The organism is Lysinibacillus parviboronicapiens (assembly GCF_003049605.2).
GTDB classification, from domain to species: Bacteria; Bacillota; Bacilli; order Bacillales_A; family Planococcaceae; genus Lysinibacillus; species Lysinibacillus parviboronicapiens.
Map to the genome: position 1 here is coordinate 1281863 of NZ_CP073713.1, position 14526 is coordinate 1296388.

Genomic DNA, 14526 nt, shown 5'->3' on the forward strand with positions numbered 1-14526 from the left:
ATGTTTTTTTTTGCTTAACAGTTCATGTATATGTCATTATATGTAGAAATTTGCGATATTTTTTTTGCTATTCTCTCTTTACCTTGTCATAAAAGTAAGTTTAATGACTAGCATAAAGTGGTTACGTTTCATGACACGCCATTTGGACATAGAAAATTGAAACCTTTGAACTGTAAATCCATTTTATTAAATAATAACTAGATGCAGTACTAGCACAAAAGTATCAGGTAATAAATCCTCTTAATGGATATCGCTTACTTTTTTTCTTGTTCGGGGCGAACAGGTGACCGTCTATCCTTGACAGAGCTAAAAGCTAGATATACAATTAAATATGTATAATTTCTGAATTATGACTTTGAAATAGGCAGTACATTTTATCATCATTCAGCGTAAGACTCCCACCTCAGAAGGTGGTGAGATGAATGCGGTTGTGGTTCCTTTTAGTGGGTTCAAACACCTACTGAAATAGAGGAACTCAGTCTAAGAACGCCACGTCCTGTGGCAACGACTGAGTGACCAACATTATGTTGGCCCAAAGCCTCCGGCGGATGTCACGGATTTTGAAAAGAATGAATAGAAGGATGTTAGTCTAAAATCTTCGCATCCTGCGAAAACGACTAACTGATCTGCATCGTGCAGACCACATGAGCACAATTCAAAATCTGGACGCAATTAAGCCAAGGCGAAATGGATGTATGCGCCGACTTGAAACTGTATTACCCAAATAGCAAGAGGAGGTGTTCATATGGATGGAATTACTATCATCTCCGCTTTGCTTGGACTCATCGTTGGTGCCGCTGTTAGCTATATCTACATGAAAAAAGTGAATGACTCAAAAATCACTGGTGCTAAACATGTTGCTGAAACAATCGTTGAAGAAGGAAAACGAGAAGCGGAGGCATTAAAGAAAGAAGCACTACTTGAAGCCAAAGATGAAACTCACAAATTTCGCACTGAAGCCGAAAATGACATTCGTGATCGTCGTTTAGAACTTCAAAAACAAGAGAACCGTTTATTGCAAAGAGAAGAGAATCTTGATCGCAAGGATGATGCTCTGAATAAGAGAGAAGCTGGCTTAGAGCGTAAAGAACAAGCTCTTGCCGAAAGACAACAGCATATTGAACAGATGGAAAGCAAAGTGGACGAGCTCGTTGTCGCGCAAAAAACAGAGTTAGAGCGTATATCTGCATTAACAAGAGATGAGGCAAAAGCTGTCATCTTAGGTGAGGTAGAAAAAGAGCTCGCAACTGATATTGCTGTGATGACGAAAGAATCTGAAACGCGTGCAAAAGAAGAATCTGATAAAAAAGCACGTGAGATTTTATCACTGGCACTGCAGCGTTTTGCAGCTGACCACGTAGCAGAAACAACAGTCTCTGTTGTGACTTTGCCAAATGATGAAATGAAAGGGCGTATTATCGGTCGCGAAGGCCGTAATATCCGTACGCTAGAAACGTTGACAGGCATAGATTTAATCATCGATGATACACCAGAAGCGGTTATTTTATCTGGTTTTGATCCAATTCGTCGTGAAACGGCTCGACTTGCACTAGAAAAACTAGTACAAGATGGGCGTATACACCCTGCACGTATCGAAGAAATGGTTGAAAAATCTCGTCGTGAGGTGGATGAACAAATCCGCGAAACAGGGGAACAAACGACATTTGAAATTGGCATTCATAATCTACATCCAGACTTAATGAAGATTTTAGGGCGCATGAAGTACCGTACAAGCTATGGTCAAAACGTGCTAAAACATTCAGTAGAAGTTGCACATTTAGCTGGTTTACTTGCAGCTGAACTTGGTGAAGATGTAGCACTGGCTCGTCGCGCAGGCTTATTACATGATATTGGTAAGGCGATTGACCATGAAGTAGAGGGCAGCCACGTCGAAATAGGTGTAGAGCTTGCCAAAAAATACAAAGAACATCCGGTCGTTATTAACAGTATCGCTTCTCACCATGGTGATACAGAAGCAACTTCTGTTATTGCAGTATTAGTGGCTGCAGCTGACGCACTATCAGCGGCGCGCCCAGGTGCTCGTAGCGAGACACTTGAAAACTATATCCGCAGACTTGAAAAATTAGAAGAGATTTCGGAAAGTTATGATGGTGTCGAAAAATCATTTGCTATCCAAGCAGGTCGTGAAATTCGTATTATCGTACAACCTGAAAAAATAGACGATTTAGCGTCACACCGTCTAGCACGCGATATTCGTAAACGAATTGAGGACGAGCTTGATTATCCAGGACATATTAAAGTAACAGTGATTCGTGAAACACGAGCTGTGGAGTATGCGAAATAATAAATAATTAGAGGCTTCTCTTGACTTAGGTCAAGGGAAGCCTCTTTGTATGTAAACAGTACATAGTAGATAACAGAAACCATCAACTAAATTGTCAAAAGTCTAGGTGTCCATTCTTCGAATAAATAAAAGCCGGCAACAATATACTGGCAAATAAAAGCTTAGCTGAACGACCCTTATAAAATTTTAGAATCATACAGTAGTTTTGTAGTGTGACATAGTCTATCTGGCATATGTTGTGACAAGGGGTGAAGGACGTGAAAGAGACCATTACATTACAAGAGGTAATGAAAATAGTACGAAAACAAGTGCTTTTTATCATGAGCTTTACGCTCTTTGTGGCATTAGTTACAGCCTTTATTAGTTATTTTATATTACAGCCCATATATGAAGCAGAGACACAACTTTTAGTGAATCAAAAAAATATAGACCAACCCTATATAGGGGTACAACAGGTTGAGACAGATTTACGATTAATTAATACGTATAATATCATCATTAAAAGTCCAGCTATTTTATCTAAAGTCATCAATCAGTTAGATTTGAATGTGTCGCCGGAAATATTAATGGAACAAATTACTGTAACCAGTGCCAATAACTCTCAAGTCGTGAATATTAACGTCGAAGATAAGCAGGCGGACCTAGCTGTCGACATTGCTAATACGGTAGCAGAGGTTTTTCAAGAGGAAATTCAAGTTTTAATGACAGTCGATAATGTTAATATTTTGTCCGTAGCAAAGTTAGATGAAGAGCCTGAGCCAGTTGCACCAAACAAAACCCTCTATATTGTGGCGGCTTCATTAATCGGCTTCATCTTGAGTGCTGGTTTTGCAATCGTAGTAGCGAGCCTGGATACGACGATAAAGACAGAGCAAGATATTGAAGAAATAATCGGGCTACCGATTATTGGACTGATTAGTCATATTAGTGATGGCAATAATCGAAGAACGAGGAGGGAGTAGCTTGTATCAACAAAAAAAAGCGAAAAAGAAAAAGAAAAAGCGTATAAAAATGGCTCGAAAGCTTGTAACAGTTGCAAATAGTAATTCGGTTGTCTCTGAACAATTTCGAACAATCCGCACAAATATTACTTTTTCAATGCCTGATAAAGAGATAAAAACCATTTTAGTGACCTCTGCGACACCCGGTGAAGGAAAGTCAACAAATGTTGCTAATATAGGCGTGGTGTTTGCGCAGGAAGGGAAAAAGATAGTCATTGTGGATGCAGATTTACGTAAACCAACTATGCATTATACGTTTTTATTGCAAAATGCTAGAGGTCTTTCTAATTTACTAACAAGGCAATTGACGATGTTAGAAGTCGTCAATCGTACAGATATTCCTAATCTTTTTGTTTTGACGAGTGGACCAATACCACCGAACCCAGCTGAGTTACTTGCTTCTAAAACATTGGATAGTGTAATGGAAGAGTTAAAAAAGGAGTTTGATATCATAATTTTCGATGCACCACCGATTTTATCAGTGACGGATGCCCAAATTTTATCTAATAAATGTGATGGCACACTGTTGATTGTGAATAGTGGTGCGGTGGAAAATTCTAGCGTTATCAAAGCAAAGGCGAGCCTTGAATCTTCAAAAGCGACTATTTTAGGAGTCGTTTTAAATAACTATAAATTGCCGCGTAGCCAATACTACGAAGAATATTATAGGTAGCTCTAAGGGTAGATAGGAAGTGAAACACAGTGATTGATATGCACAGTCATATTCTATTTAATGTTGATGATGGGCCAAATAATTTGGAAGAAACACTTAGTATATGTGAACAAGCTGTTGCACAGGGGATTACAGGGATGATTTCAACCTCACATGTTTTACATCCATTATATAATGTCAGTTTTGAGGTGGTGAAGGAACAGATAAAACAATTACAGCACGAAGTCGATAAGCATAATTTGCCATTAACACTTTACCCAGGCCATGAGGTACGTTTGTCAGGAAATATTTTAGAGCTTTGTGAAAAAAAGCAACTGCATACATTAGCGCATTCAAGTTATTTACTTTTAGAGCTTCCGTCTAATTACATACCGAAGTATACAAAAGATATCATCTACGGTTTATTAACAGCAGGTATCACGCCCATCATTGCTCATCCAGAGCGAAATAGTGTTATTGCGCAAAATCCAGGTCATTTAGAGCAACTTATACGCGAGGGTGCACTCGCCCAAATAACCGCTGGAAGCTTAGCGGGTTTGTTTGGGAAGACCATTCAAAAACTTTCTTTGAAATTGGTACGTTCGAACCTTGTTCATAGTTATGGTTCGGATGTGCATAACTTAAAAACACGTCCCTTATTATTTGACAAGGGGCTTAGATTTCTAGAAAAACACAAAGAATTCGATGCAGTGGATTGTTTCCTTGAAAATAATGCAAGAATCATCAACAACGAGCCATTGCTATGTTATGAGCCAAAAGATACTTTCACAAAAAAATGGTGGAAGTTTTTTTGAAGGAAGAAAGTTCGTACGGATATTAGGATAGACAAACTTATCAAAAAAACGAACTTGTTAGAGAGGTAACTAAACATGTAAGGGGATTGTATAGGTGCGAGTGGTCTTAATGAGAAGTAATCCTGTTTCTCCAGATCCAAGGGTTGAAAAGGAAGCGCTTAGCCTTGTGAGCAATAACTGGCGGGTACAAATTTTAGCGTGGGATCGAGATGCCAAGTATAGAGCGAACGAGCAGTTACTAGAACATACACACACCATTAATATAACAAGATTTGGGGTGCCGGCTACATATGGGGGAGGTTTTAAAAAAAATTTCTTTCCATTGTTGAAATTTCAACTAAAACTATTGCAATGGCTGCTTCGACATAAAAATACGTATGATACTATCCATGCATGTGATTTTGATACGGCATTAGTAGGTACAATATGCGGAAAATTACTTCATAAAAAGGTAATTTACGATGTGTTCGATTCGGTTACAGCACCTTTTAACGGACCAGAGACTCTAGGGAAAATCGTAGAAAAAATAGATATTATGCTAATGAACAGCGTGGATGCAGTAATTATTTGTACAGAAAAACGAAAGGAACAGATTGCTAAATCATCACCAAAAAAATTAGAAGTTATTTATAATACCCCGCATTATGTAAAGCTAGAACATGACTTAAAGTTGAATGCAGACAAAGTGAAAATAGTTTATGTAGGCATACTGGCTAGGGAAAGGCTTATTAGGGAATTAGTGGAAGTAGTGATGGATACCCCAAACTACGAATTGCATATTGGTGGGTTTGGAGAATTTGCGGATGAACTAGCGCAGATGGCCAAAGAGCATGATAACATCGTATTTTACGGTAAGTTACCTTATGAAAAGACGTTAGCGTTAGAAAATAATTGCGACATTATGACAGCTATTTACGATCCTAAACTTACTAATCATTTTTATGCTGCGCCAAATAAATTTTATGAGGCATTAATGCTTGGTAAGCCCTTGATAATGGCAAAAAATACAGGTATGTCTGAAGTCGTAGCTGAAAACAACCTAGGAGAACTAATTGATTTTAATAGAGAGAGTCTACGACAAGCCATTGACAGCTTGGTAAAGCGAAAACAAGAATGGCCAGAAATTGCGCGTAAAATGAAAGAACTGTATGAAGAACGTTATAGTTGGAGTCAAATGGAGAAGAGGTTAACGGACCTTTACAGTAGTTTATGAAAGGTCTATGGGGAACAGCGATAGGAAAATTGACAATAATATTGGATTAGGGGGGCTTTATGAAGATATTATTTGTGGCACAAAATTTTCAGATGGGCGGTATTCAAAAGGCTTTAATTAATACGCTTAAAGAAGTAAGTCTCTATAAGCACTATGAAATAGATGTTTTTACATTTGCTGAAGGAGTATTAATGAAGGACATTCCCCCTAATGTAAATGTATATACTGGAAACTTGCTGTTAAAACTAATCGCTACTCCTTTTGCCGAAGTAAAAAAAAGAAAGAATGTGTGGCATATCATGCTGCGTATTTTTTGTATGATTGTCGTTCGCTTGATTGGGTCTAACAATTTATATGCAATATTATTAAAAACACATAGCAATAATAGACTTTATGATATTGCGATTTCTTATTTTAATGATGTGCCACATAGTTATTTCAATCAAGGCACTAATTTATTTGTAGATAAATTTGTTAAGGCAAATAGGAAGTTCGCGTGGATACATACGGATCCCCTTAAAGCTAACTTTAATTATGATGTATGTGTCATAACCTATAAAAATTATGATCGATTGTTTTGTGTGTCTGAAGCATGTAAGCAAAATTTAATGCACTTTCTCCCACAATATAAAACTAAAATTCAAGTCATCTATAATTTTTTCCCAATTGAAGAAATAAAGGAGTTAGCCTGGCAATATACAGCATTTGAAAAAGGCACGATGGATTTATTATCTATTGGGAGGATTGAAAATGCCACCAAGAGGTTCGAGTTAATTTTGCATCTATGTAAGTTACTAAAGGAAGCTTCCATTAGTAATTTTCGTTGGAGAATTTTAGGTAACGGGCCAGATTTACTACAAAATAAAAGATTAGCTTTTGAATTAGGCGTAGATGATGTGGTTGAATTTATCGGTGAATGTCACAATCCGTATCCTTTTATAAGACAAAGTGATGTACTCATTTTAACATCTGCCTATGAGGGTTATCCAATGGTGGTAGGAGAGGCGTTGATATTAGAAACGCCGGTCATTACCACGAGTTTTGCAGCCGCTAGGGAACAAATCAGTGATGGCCAAAATGGCTTGATTACAAGCGGCAATGTAGAGGATCTCTATCCAGTCATTGCCAGTGTAATCGAAAACGCTGACAGGCTCCAAACAATGAAAAAGTTTATTGAAGAAAATCAATATACAAATCAAAAAGCGCAAGAGCAACTAGTATTGGAGTTTGATGCTAAATGATATTGAAAAATAACTATTTCAGTATTTTTATGTGTATTATTTCCAGTATATTTGTTGTGTTAAAAATGTACACAGGTAGCAATTTATTTCTTTGGATTTTTTTTCTTCTAACGTCTATGGCTATGCTTTGTGATAAGCAACAGCATAGAATTGACTATTTGTTATTTTTTATTTCGTGGGTGTATGTCATTAAGTTCGATTTAACGAGCTATTCACTTTTTGTAGTCCTAAGCGTTTTCTATATTGTGTTAAGTATTATAACGATTATTTTACAAAACGAGGGTATTTCAACAAGACTAGTGTTAACCTATTTTCTCTTTGTATTTTATGCTGTTGCTGTAACGCTACTTAGCGGCGGTAATCTTATTGAAGTGTTGGGCTTTGTATTGAACTATAGTGTCATCTTTTTTGCTGTCGAAGCCATTCATGATAAAGAATACTTTAGAAGGTACACGTATATCTATGTGCTCGGTTTACTTGCAGCTGCAGTAGTTCGTATAGTCAGCTTTTCCGTCCCAGCAATTGATAGTTTTATTCAATCTATGACAGTTGTGAATACGGTAAGGACATTAAGTATGATCAGTACTAGGTTTACTGGTTTAGATTTAGACCCTAATTATTTTAGTCTGCAAATTTTAATAGCTATGTCTTGTTTATTAGTACTGTTCAATGTCAATGGGAAAAAGGAGAAAAAGTCGATTGTTTTGATTATTATCCTAGCGGGCTTTGGCATACTGACTTATTCTAAAATGTTTATCATCACATTAATGGCCTTAATTTTGATGACGTTTATTGTGTTCTTTAAAAATAATGTAAAAACAGCTATAAAGTTTTCTTCTTTCATAGTGGTAATATGTGGAACAGTACTGTTTTTTTTTTACGAGAAGTTATTCGAGATTTATTGGATTCGCTTTTTTGGAGCAGGAATTTCCACCGATGCTATTACGACTGGGCGTGTGAGTAGTTGGGGGATGTTTGCCAGTGAAATCTTACAAAGTACGAAAATATTCATATTAGGAGCAGGCTTTGGCACAACTTTCTCGAAAGTGAAGATGGCCCATACAATGTACTTATCGACGCCCTATTATTTAGGTTTATGTGGAGTAGTACTCGCTTTACTATACCTTTTAAGTTTGTATAAAGTGCTGAACAACAATGTTGGCATTATAGAAAAGACGAGCTTTCCATTACTATCGGTCAACGCCATTCCCCTTTATATCATGTTAATAGCGAATATTGGACTTGATTCATTTGTAATGGATTATTTTCCGTATCATATTTTATTACTCATGTTTGCATTAACGATGCATAAAAGTCAGGAAATCCGTATGAATGGGAGATGAGGCGGTGCCGTTTTTAAGTATTATTGTGCCTATTTATAATGTGGAGCCTTACTTAAGAAAGTGCATTGAGAGCATATTAAAACAGCAATTCGTAGATTTTGAATTAATTCTAGTAAATGATGGCTCGACCGATAGCTGTCCAATAATTTGCGAGGAATATGCGGAGCGTGATGCGAGAATTATTGTAATTCATCAAGAAAATGGTGGACTTGTCAGCGCAAGGAAAGCGGGATTGACAATTGCCTGTGGGCAATATATTGGCTATGTGGATAGCGATGATTGGATTGAAGCTGATATGTACAGTGCATTATGTGATGCCGCACGTAAATTTGACGTAGATATTGTAATTTGTGATATTGTTGAAAATTATTCAGAGCAAGAGGTGAAACGAACGCAATTTGTTGCGCCGGGCCTTTACAGGAAAGATAGGATGAAGCAAGAGGTTTATCCAGTAATGCTCTATTCAGGCGAATATTTTCGTTTCGGATTATTTCCTTCGGTCTCCAATAAATTATTTAAAAGAGAGCTGTTAGAAAAATTTCAATTTGAAGTAGATGAGAGAATTCGTCTAGGGGAAGATGTTGCTTGTACGTATCCCTGTTTACTTGAGGCAAACAGGATATTTATATTACAAGATAAGTATCTTTATCATTATCGCCAAACCCCTTCTTCCATGACAGCGCATTATGATGACAAGTTCTTTGAAAAAATACTTGTGTTGTGTGAACAATTGAATGACTGTAAACGAAAAACAGAAGATGTGGTTCCTAATTTTACCGAACAATTACAGTATTATTTTACGTATTTAGCGATTGCAGCGGTTCAAAATGAATTTAGTCGGTACAATCATAAGAGATTCCATAAGAAAAAATCCTTTATCAAAAAAATATTAGCTCATGAGGATATCCATAAGGCACTACATGCTGTTCAGCTAAAGGAAATGCCGCTTAAATCAAAGGTTTACATTAGGTTATTAAAGAAACAACAGATTCAATTACTCTATGTATTGGTTTTGGTGAATCGGTTCAGCAGTGACATGAGGGATTTTAATCCTGTTGTTACGAAAGGATAAGGGGTTTGCCAACATGAGAACAAAAAAAGTGATAATGAATTTAATGTCGAATATCATGCTTCAAATTGTTACGGCAGCCATTAATTTTATTTTACCTCGATTATTTATGACGACGTATGGTTCCGCTTCAAATGGGCTTATTTCATCCATTAAGCAATTTTTAAGCTATTTAAAAATTATCGAAGCGGGGGTAGGAAATGCGTCAATCGCGGCGCTTTATAAGCCCTTGTCCTTGAGGGATAAAGAGCAGATAAATGGTATTCTGTCAGCTACAAATCATTTTTATAGACGGTCAGGCATTATTTTCACTATGTTAGTCGCATTGTTAGCTATCTTCTATCCGTTAGTGGTGGGCGACGAGGTGAATCCACGTACGGCCTTATATCTAGTCCTTATTCTTGGGATAAGCGGTATGTGGGAGTATTTTTTTATAGGGAAATATTTAGTCCTTTTGACAGCGGATCAAAAAAGTTATGTTATTTTTCGGATTCAAGTAATCTTAGTTATTGCAAGTACAATCCTGGCAATAACTTTTATAACTCTGGGTTTCTCCATCGTTGTTGTTATTGCTTGGTCAAGTGTTTTGTTATTACTGGATATTGTGTTTTTAAGACGTTATGTCAAAATAAAATATTGCTATTTTAATATAAGTGTAAAGCCAGATACACAAGCAATTAAAGCGAAATGGGATGCTTTAATTCATCAAATCGCTTCGTTAGTTGTCTTTAACACTCCGTTTATTTTAATTACAGTTTTTCTGGGGCTTGCTGAGGTAAGTGTATTTACGGTGTACAATATGGTGTTTAATGCTGTCACTTTATTTGTTTCAGCTTTTTCAGGGGCGATGTTAGCAGCATTTGGGGACATTCTTGTAAAAGAGGATAGGGACGAACTTCATAAATATTTTCAACAATTTGAGACCGTTTTTTATGCAGCTGTTGCTTTCTGTTATACATGTACTGCCATTTTAATTTTACCGTTTATGACTATTTATACAGCGGGTGTTGAGGATGTCAATTATATACGACCGTGGTTAGCGATGCTATTTGTTATTGTAGGTGTTGCGAATACGATTCGCATTCCTTCTAATACCTTAATAAACGCTGCTGGCCATTTTAGAGAGACGAAAAACCGTGCCATTATTGAAGCAGTCATTAACCTTGTGTCATCCATTATTTTTGTACAGTTTTTGGGCGTAGAGGGGGTATTAATAGGTGGGCTGTGTTCATATGCCTATCGAACTTGTGATTTAATTCTGTATACGTCAAAAGAAATTTTAAAAAATTCAGCGTTGCATACTGTTAAAAAAATAACGCGCAATATGATTTTAGCATTCATCGCAGCCTCGCCATTTGCATTTTTCATTGAACTCCATATTACAGGTGCCGGTACTTGGTTGATAGCAGCTATATGTGTTTCCTTATGGACCATTACGATCGTTCTTTTAGGGAACTTTTTTCTTGAACCTAAAATGATGCGAGCTATTTGGGACCATGTGAAACGTACAATTACCAACACCTAAAAAGTTTTTCCTATATGTGTAAGTATGATCTTTAAGCTAAAAGCGATTGCTTAGAAATGGCAGGTGGGAAAAATGAAGCCAGTTGTGAAAGAAATATTTTTACTAAGATTTATTGCCTGCTTGGGAATTGTGTTAATGCACGGAGTTACTTTAGCGTTAGATATGTATGACATAGTGGAAAATCCATTATTAGCAGTGCTGACGTCTATTCAATTAGCGTTAATGTTTGGAACACCACTCTTTATTTTTATCTCAGAGTTCGTGATTGCCTATTCCTATCCAAATCAATTGCCCAAAAAATTTTATGTGAAACGTTTTAAGTATATTTTTATCCCATTTCTATTTATAGGTGTGCTAGATGCAGCTCTTCATTCGATTGGCACGAATAGCGGTGAATTTGAAAAAAAGGTTATATTAAATTTATTCGAAGGTAATTTTCATGGCTATTTTATCATCATCATTTTTCAGTTTTATTTTTTACATCCCCTGTTCGTAAAATATATTGCACCGAAATATCCCGCCTATCAAGTCATCATTACCGCATTTATTATTAATTTCGGTTATTTAGCCTTTTTTAATTTTTTTGATCCATACGAGTATTTTTATTACCTGCCATATGTAGAACTGGAATGGAGCGTTTTAAATAAGATGCCTTTTCCTGCATGGATAGCTTATTTTGTAACAGCCTACTATTGCGGAAGGAATTATGAGATTTTTCTATCTTTGTTACACCGTTTTCGTTATCAACTATTTGTTGTATTTCTTTTCACATTAAGTGGTTTACTAGCGATCCAAGTTTTGGGCTTAATTACTGAAATTCACTCAAAGAGAATAGATGTCGTCCTGTATACATTGAGCGTTGCATTCTTATTATTTTATATTGCGAGCAAAATACAGAGAATGCCAAGTTTTATCATTTTCATTAGTCGCTATTCCTTTGGAATCTATTTGTTACACCCACTATTCAATATTATGGTGAAAAACTTTTTAGTGAACTACGAAGAAAAATTGAGTATTTTTTTTGTCGTATTCTTATCATTTTTTGTTAGTACAATCTGCGCTATTTATGTGACATCTATATTGAACAAATGGAAATTCGGTGCTTACTTGGTAGGGCAGGTACATCTTCATGAAAAACAAAGTGCAAACAACGTAACACATTCGGTCATCGGTCATGATACAACTGTTGAATGATTGTTAAAGGTGGATTGCTCGAACGATAGCTATCGTCAGACTAGTAAAGCGTAAACGGACATGGTTTACGTTTTATTTTGCGATTGGCAAAGAAAAAATGGTAAACTAAAGATTGTTATTTATAGAAAGAGTGGTTTTGCAAAATGAAAGTACTATTTATTGGAGACATTGTCGGCTCAATTGGTCGTGATGCAGTAGAAAAATATTTGCCACGTTTAAAGAAAAAATTTAATCTAGACGTTATCATTGCGAATGGCGAAAATGCAGCAGCAGGTCGCGGGATTACACGTAATATTTATAATGACCTTTTACAGATGGGTGTAGATGTCATTACAATGGGTAACCATACTTGGGACAACAAGGATATTTTTGATTTTATTGATGACGCGGATTATTTAATTCGTCCAGCGAATTTTTCAAGTGAGGCACCAGGTAAGGGAATGGTGCAAATTTCAAAAAATGGTGTCACATTATCGGTTATTAATTTACATGGTCGAGTATTTTTACCGCCACATGAGGATCCATTTGCCATGGCGGATGACTTGATTGAAGAAGCACGTAAGACGTCACCGCTTGTTTTTGTGGATTTCCATGCGGAAGCGACAAGTGAAAAAATTGCACTTGGTTGGCATTTAGATGGTAAGGCGTCAGCGGTCGTTGGCACACATACACATGTACAGACTGCAGATGCACGCATTTATCCAAATGGGACAGCCTATATTACTGACGTCGGGATGACTGGACCCTATGATGAAATTCTAGGGATGACGAAGGACAGTGTTATTTACAAATTCCAGACAAATATGCCATCTCGCTTTGAAGTGCCGAAAAAAGGGCGTGATGTATTAAGTGGCTTTTATGTTGAAATTGATGACAAAACAGGAAAAGCTGTGCACTGCGAAAGAATTTATATAAATGAAGATTATCCGTTCCAAGGATAATGTGCACAACTACTGGTGAAGAACAAGATAGATTGTAGACAAACTCAAAAAAATGAGTTTGTTTACAATCTTTTTTCTTTGAAATTTGCAGTATCCATATGAAACCATTAATGTCCGCTACGGCAGGTGCTTTTCGCGGGCATGGCTTCAGTCTTCTCGTCGCTCCGCTTCTGCGGGGCCTTGCGCTCAAACTATTTTTCGCAGAACTCGCCGCCTGTGCTCCAATCAACTAATGTATCCTGTTCAACGCAACGGAAGAAGGTAGAAGACAGTGTAAATCCACTACACTCCATGCGCAATTTGTCCGTTAATCGCTCAATATACGACAACTAAGAGTCATCGGAAAAGGCAATAATGCCTTAAATAAACGCTTGGTAGAAGTAAGGGGAAATGCACTTTTACATCATAGGAATTTTAGGATGAGCATGATAAAATTTCATGTATTTGAGTGGTTTGCAATATATCGGAATTGAAAATAGTCTATTTTCGTTATTGCGAGCATAAAATGACCTACGGACAATAACTTGAGGACCGAAAAGGGGGACATGAGTTGTTGAGCGTAAACACTATTCGCGAAACGGGGAGGAATAATTGTGGATTCATTAAAAGTATCGTCACGCTCTAATCCAAATTCAGTTGCAGGTGCATTAGTCGCGGTAATAAGAGAAAAAGGGCAAGCAGAAATGCAGGCAGTTGGGGCGGGGGCACTTAACCAAGCCGTGAAAGCAGTGGCCATTGCACGCGGATTTGTAGCGCCAAGTGGCACAGATTTAATTTGCGCGCCGGCGTTTGCCGATATTTTAATTGCTGGTGAGGAACGTACAGCTTTAAAATTGCTAGTAGAAAAACGTGTTCGATAATAAAGTGAACCTTTAATCGGTGGGGGATTTTTATTCCCCACCGATTATTTAGGAATTTATGACAAGAACGCCACTTCCTATGGCAATTTATTTGTGCGTCAACGCAGCAACAGCAATAATTACAGAGCATAAGTAATGAACTTCCTGTTGACTTGAACCGATCAGGCACTAACGCTGTTTGTTCTCTCAAAGAAAGTGGGAGATGAAGCCTTCGCTAGTTCCCGATAAAAAACAACCGAAATGCCTTGCACTTAGTTATAGTGTGAGGCATTTTTTGTTGTGGCGTGCATTCAATTATATGCTGTGTCTCATATCGTTTGAATCGTAGTGCTCAGGTCAGCAGTAGAAGCGCTCGGGTAAGTGAGAG

The 14526-nt window shown here is 37.1% G+C and carries 12 protein-coding genes; all 12 read left to right on the forward strand.

The annotated features are described in order from the left end of the window. Positions 1-745 precede the first annotated feature (745 nt). The 12 genes from rny (at position 746) to C9J31_RS06065 (ending at position 14159) form a co-directional block, all read left to right on the forward strand. Positions 746-2305: a ribonuclease Y gene (rny, locus tag C9J31_RS06010; protein WP_107923023.1), complete on the forward strand. Its 1560-nt coding sequence runs from the start codon at positions 746-748 to the stop codon at positions 2303-2305. Between the two features lie 257 nt (positions 2306-2562). Further along, positions 2563-3267 carry a YveK family protein gene (locus C9J31_RS06015; protein WP_107923022.1) on the forward strand — a complete coding sequence of 235 codons (705 nt, stop codon included), beginning with the start codon at positions 2563-2565 and terminating at the stop codon, positions 3265-3267. Between the two features lie 49 nt (positions 3268-3316). Further along, the gene (locus tag C9J31_RS06020) at positions 3317-3979 is read left to right on the forward strand and encodes a CpsD/CapB family tyrosine-protein kinase (RefSeq protein WP_107923292.1); all 663 of its coding nucleotides are present in this window, start codon (positions 3317-3319) and stop codon (positions 3977-3979) included. Between the two features lie 38 nt (positions 3980-4017). Further along, positions 4018-4773: a tyrosine-protein phosphatase gene (locus C9J31_RS06025; protein WP_338016320.1), complete on the forward strand. Its 756-nt coding sequence runs from the start codon at positions 4018-4020 to the stop codon at positions 4771-4773. Between the two features lie 94 nt (positions 4774-4867). After that, positions 4868-5986 carry a glycosyltransferase family 4 protein gene (locus C9J31_RS06030; RefSeq protein WP_107947839.1) on the forward strand — a complete coding sequence of 373 codons (1119 nt, stop codon included), beginning with the start codon at positions 4868-4870 and terminating at the stop codon, positions 5984-5986. A 59-nt stretch (positions 5987-6045) separates the two neighbouring features. Further along, positions 6046-7227, forward strand: coding sequence for a glycosyltransferase (locus tag C9J31_RS06035; protein ID WP_107947841.1), 1182 nt, complete (start codon positions 6046-6048; stop codon positions 7225-7227). Next, complete coding sequence (locus C9J31_RS06040) at positions 7224-8570, forward strand: hypothetical protein (protein ID WP_107947842.1); 1347 nt, start codon at positions 7224-7226, stop codon at positions 8568-8570. Before C9J31_RS06035 ends, C9J31_RS06040 begins: the two co-directional genes overlap by 4 nt. Further along, positions 8560-9642, forward strand: coding sequence for a glycosyltransferase family 2 protein (locus tag C9J31_RS06045; protein ID WP_238602003.1), 1083 nt, complete (start codon positions 8560-8562; stop codon positions 9640-9642). Before C9J31_RS06040 ends, C9J31_RS06045 begins: the two co-directional genes overlap by 11 nt. 13 nt (positions 9643-9655) lie before the next feature. Beyond that, on the forward strand, positions 9656-11164 hold the full coding sequence (locus C9J31_RS06050) for a lipopolysaccharide biosynthesis protein (RefSeq protein WP_107947844.1): 1509 nt from the start codon (positions 9656-9658) through the stop codon (positions 11162-11164). 72 nt (positions 11165-11236) lie between these two features. After that, positions 11237-12358: an acyltransferase family protein gene (locus C9J31_RS06055; RefSeq protein ID WP_107947846.1), complete on the forward strand. Its 1122-nt coding sequence runs from the start codon at positions 11237-11239 to the stop codon at positions 12356-12358. A gap of 143 nt (positions 12359-12501) precedes the next feature. Beyond that, entirely contained in the window at positions 12502-13299 is a 798-nt protein-coding gene (locus C9J31_RS06060) for a TIGR00282 family metallophosphoesterase (protein WP_107947848.1), read from the forward strand. Between the two features lie 593 nt (positions 13300-13892). Then, positions 13893-14159 (forward strand): stage V sporulation protein S, encoded by a 267-nt coding sequence (locus C9J31_RS06065; protein ID WP_010858535.1) that lies wholly within the window; start codon positions 13893-13895, stop codon positions 14157-14159. Positions 14160-14526: the final 367 nt, after the last annotated feature.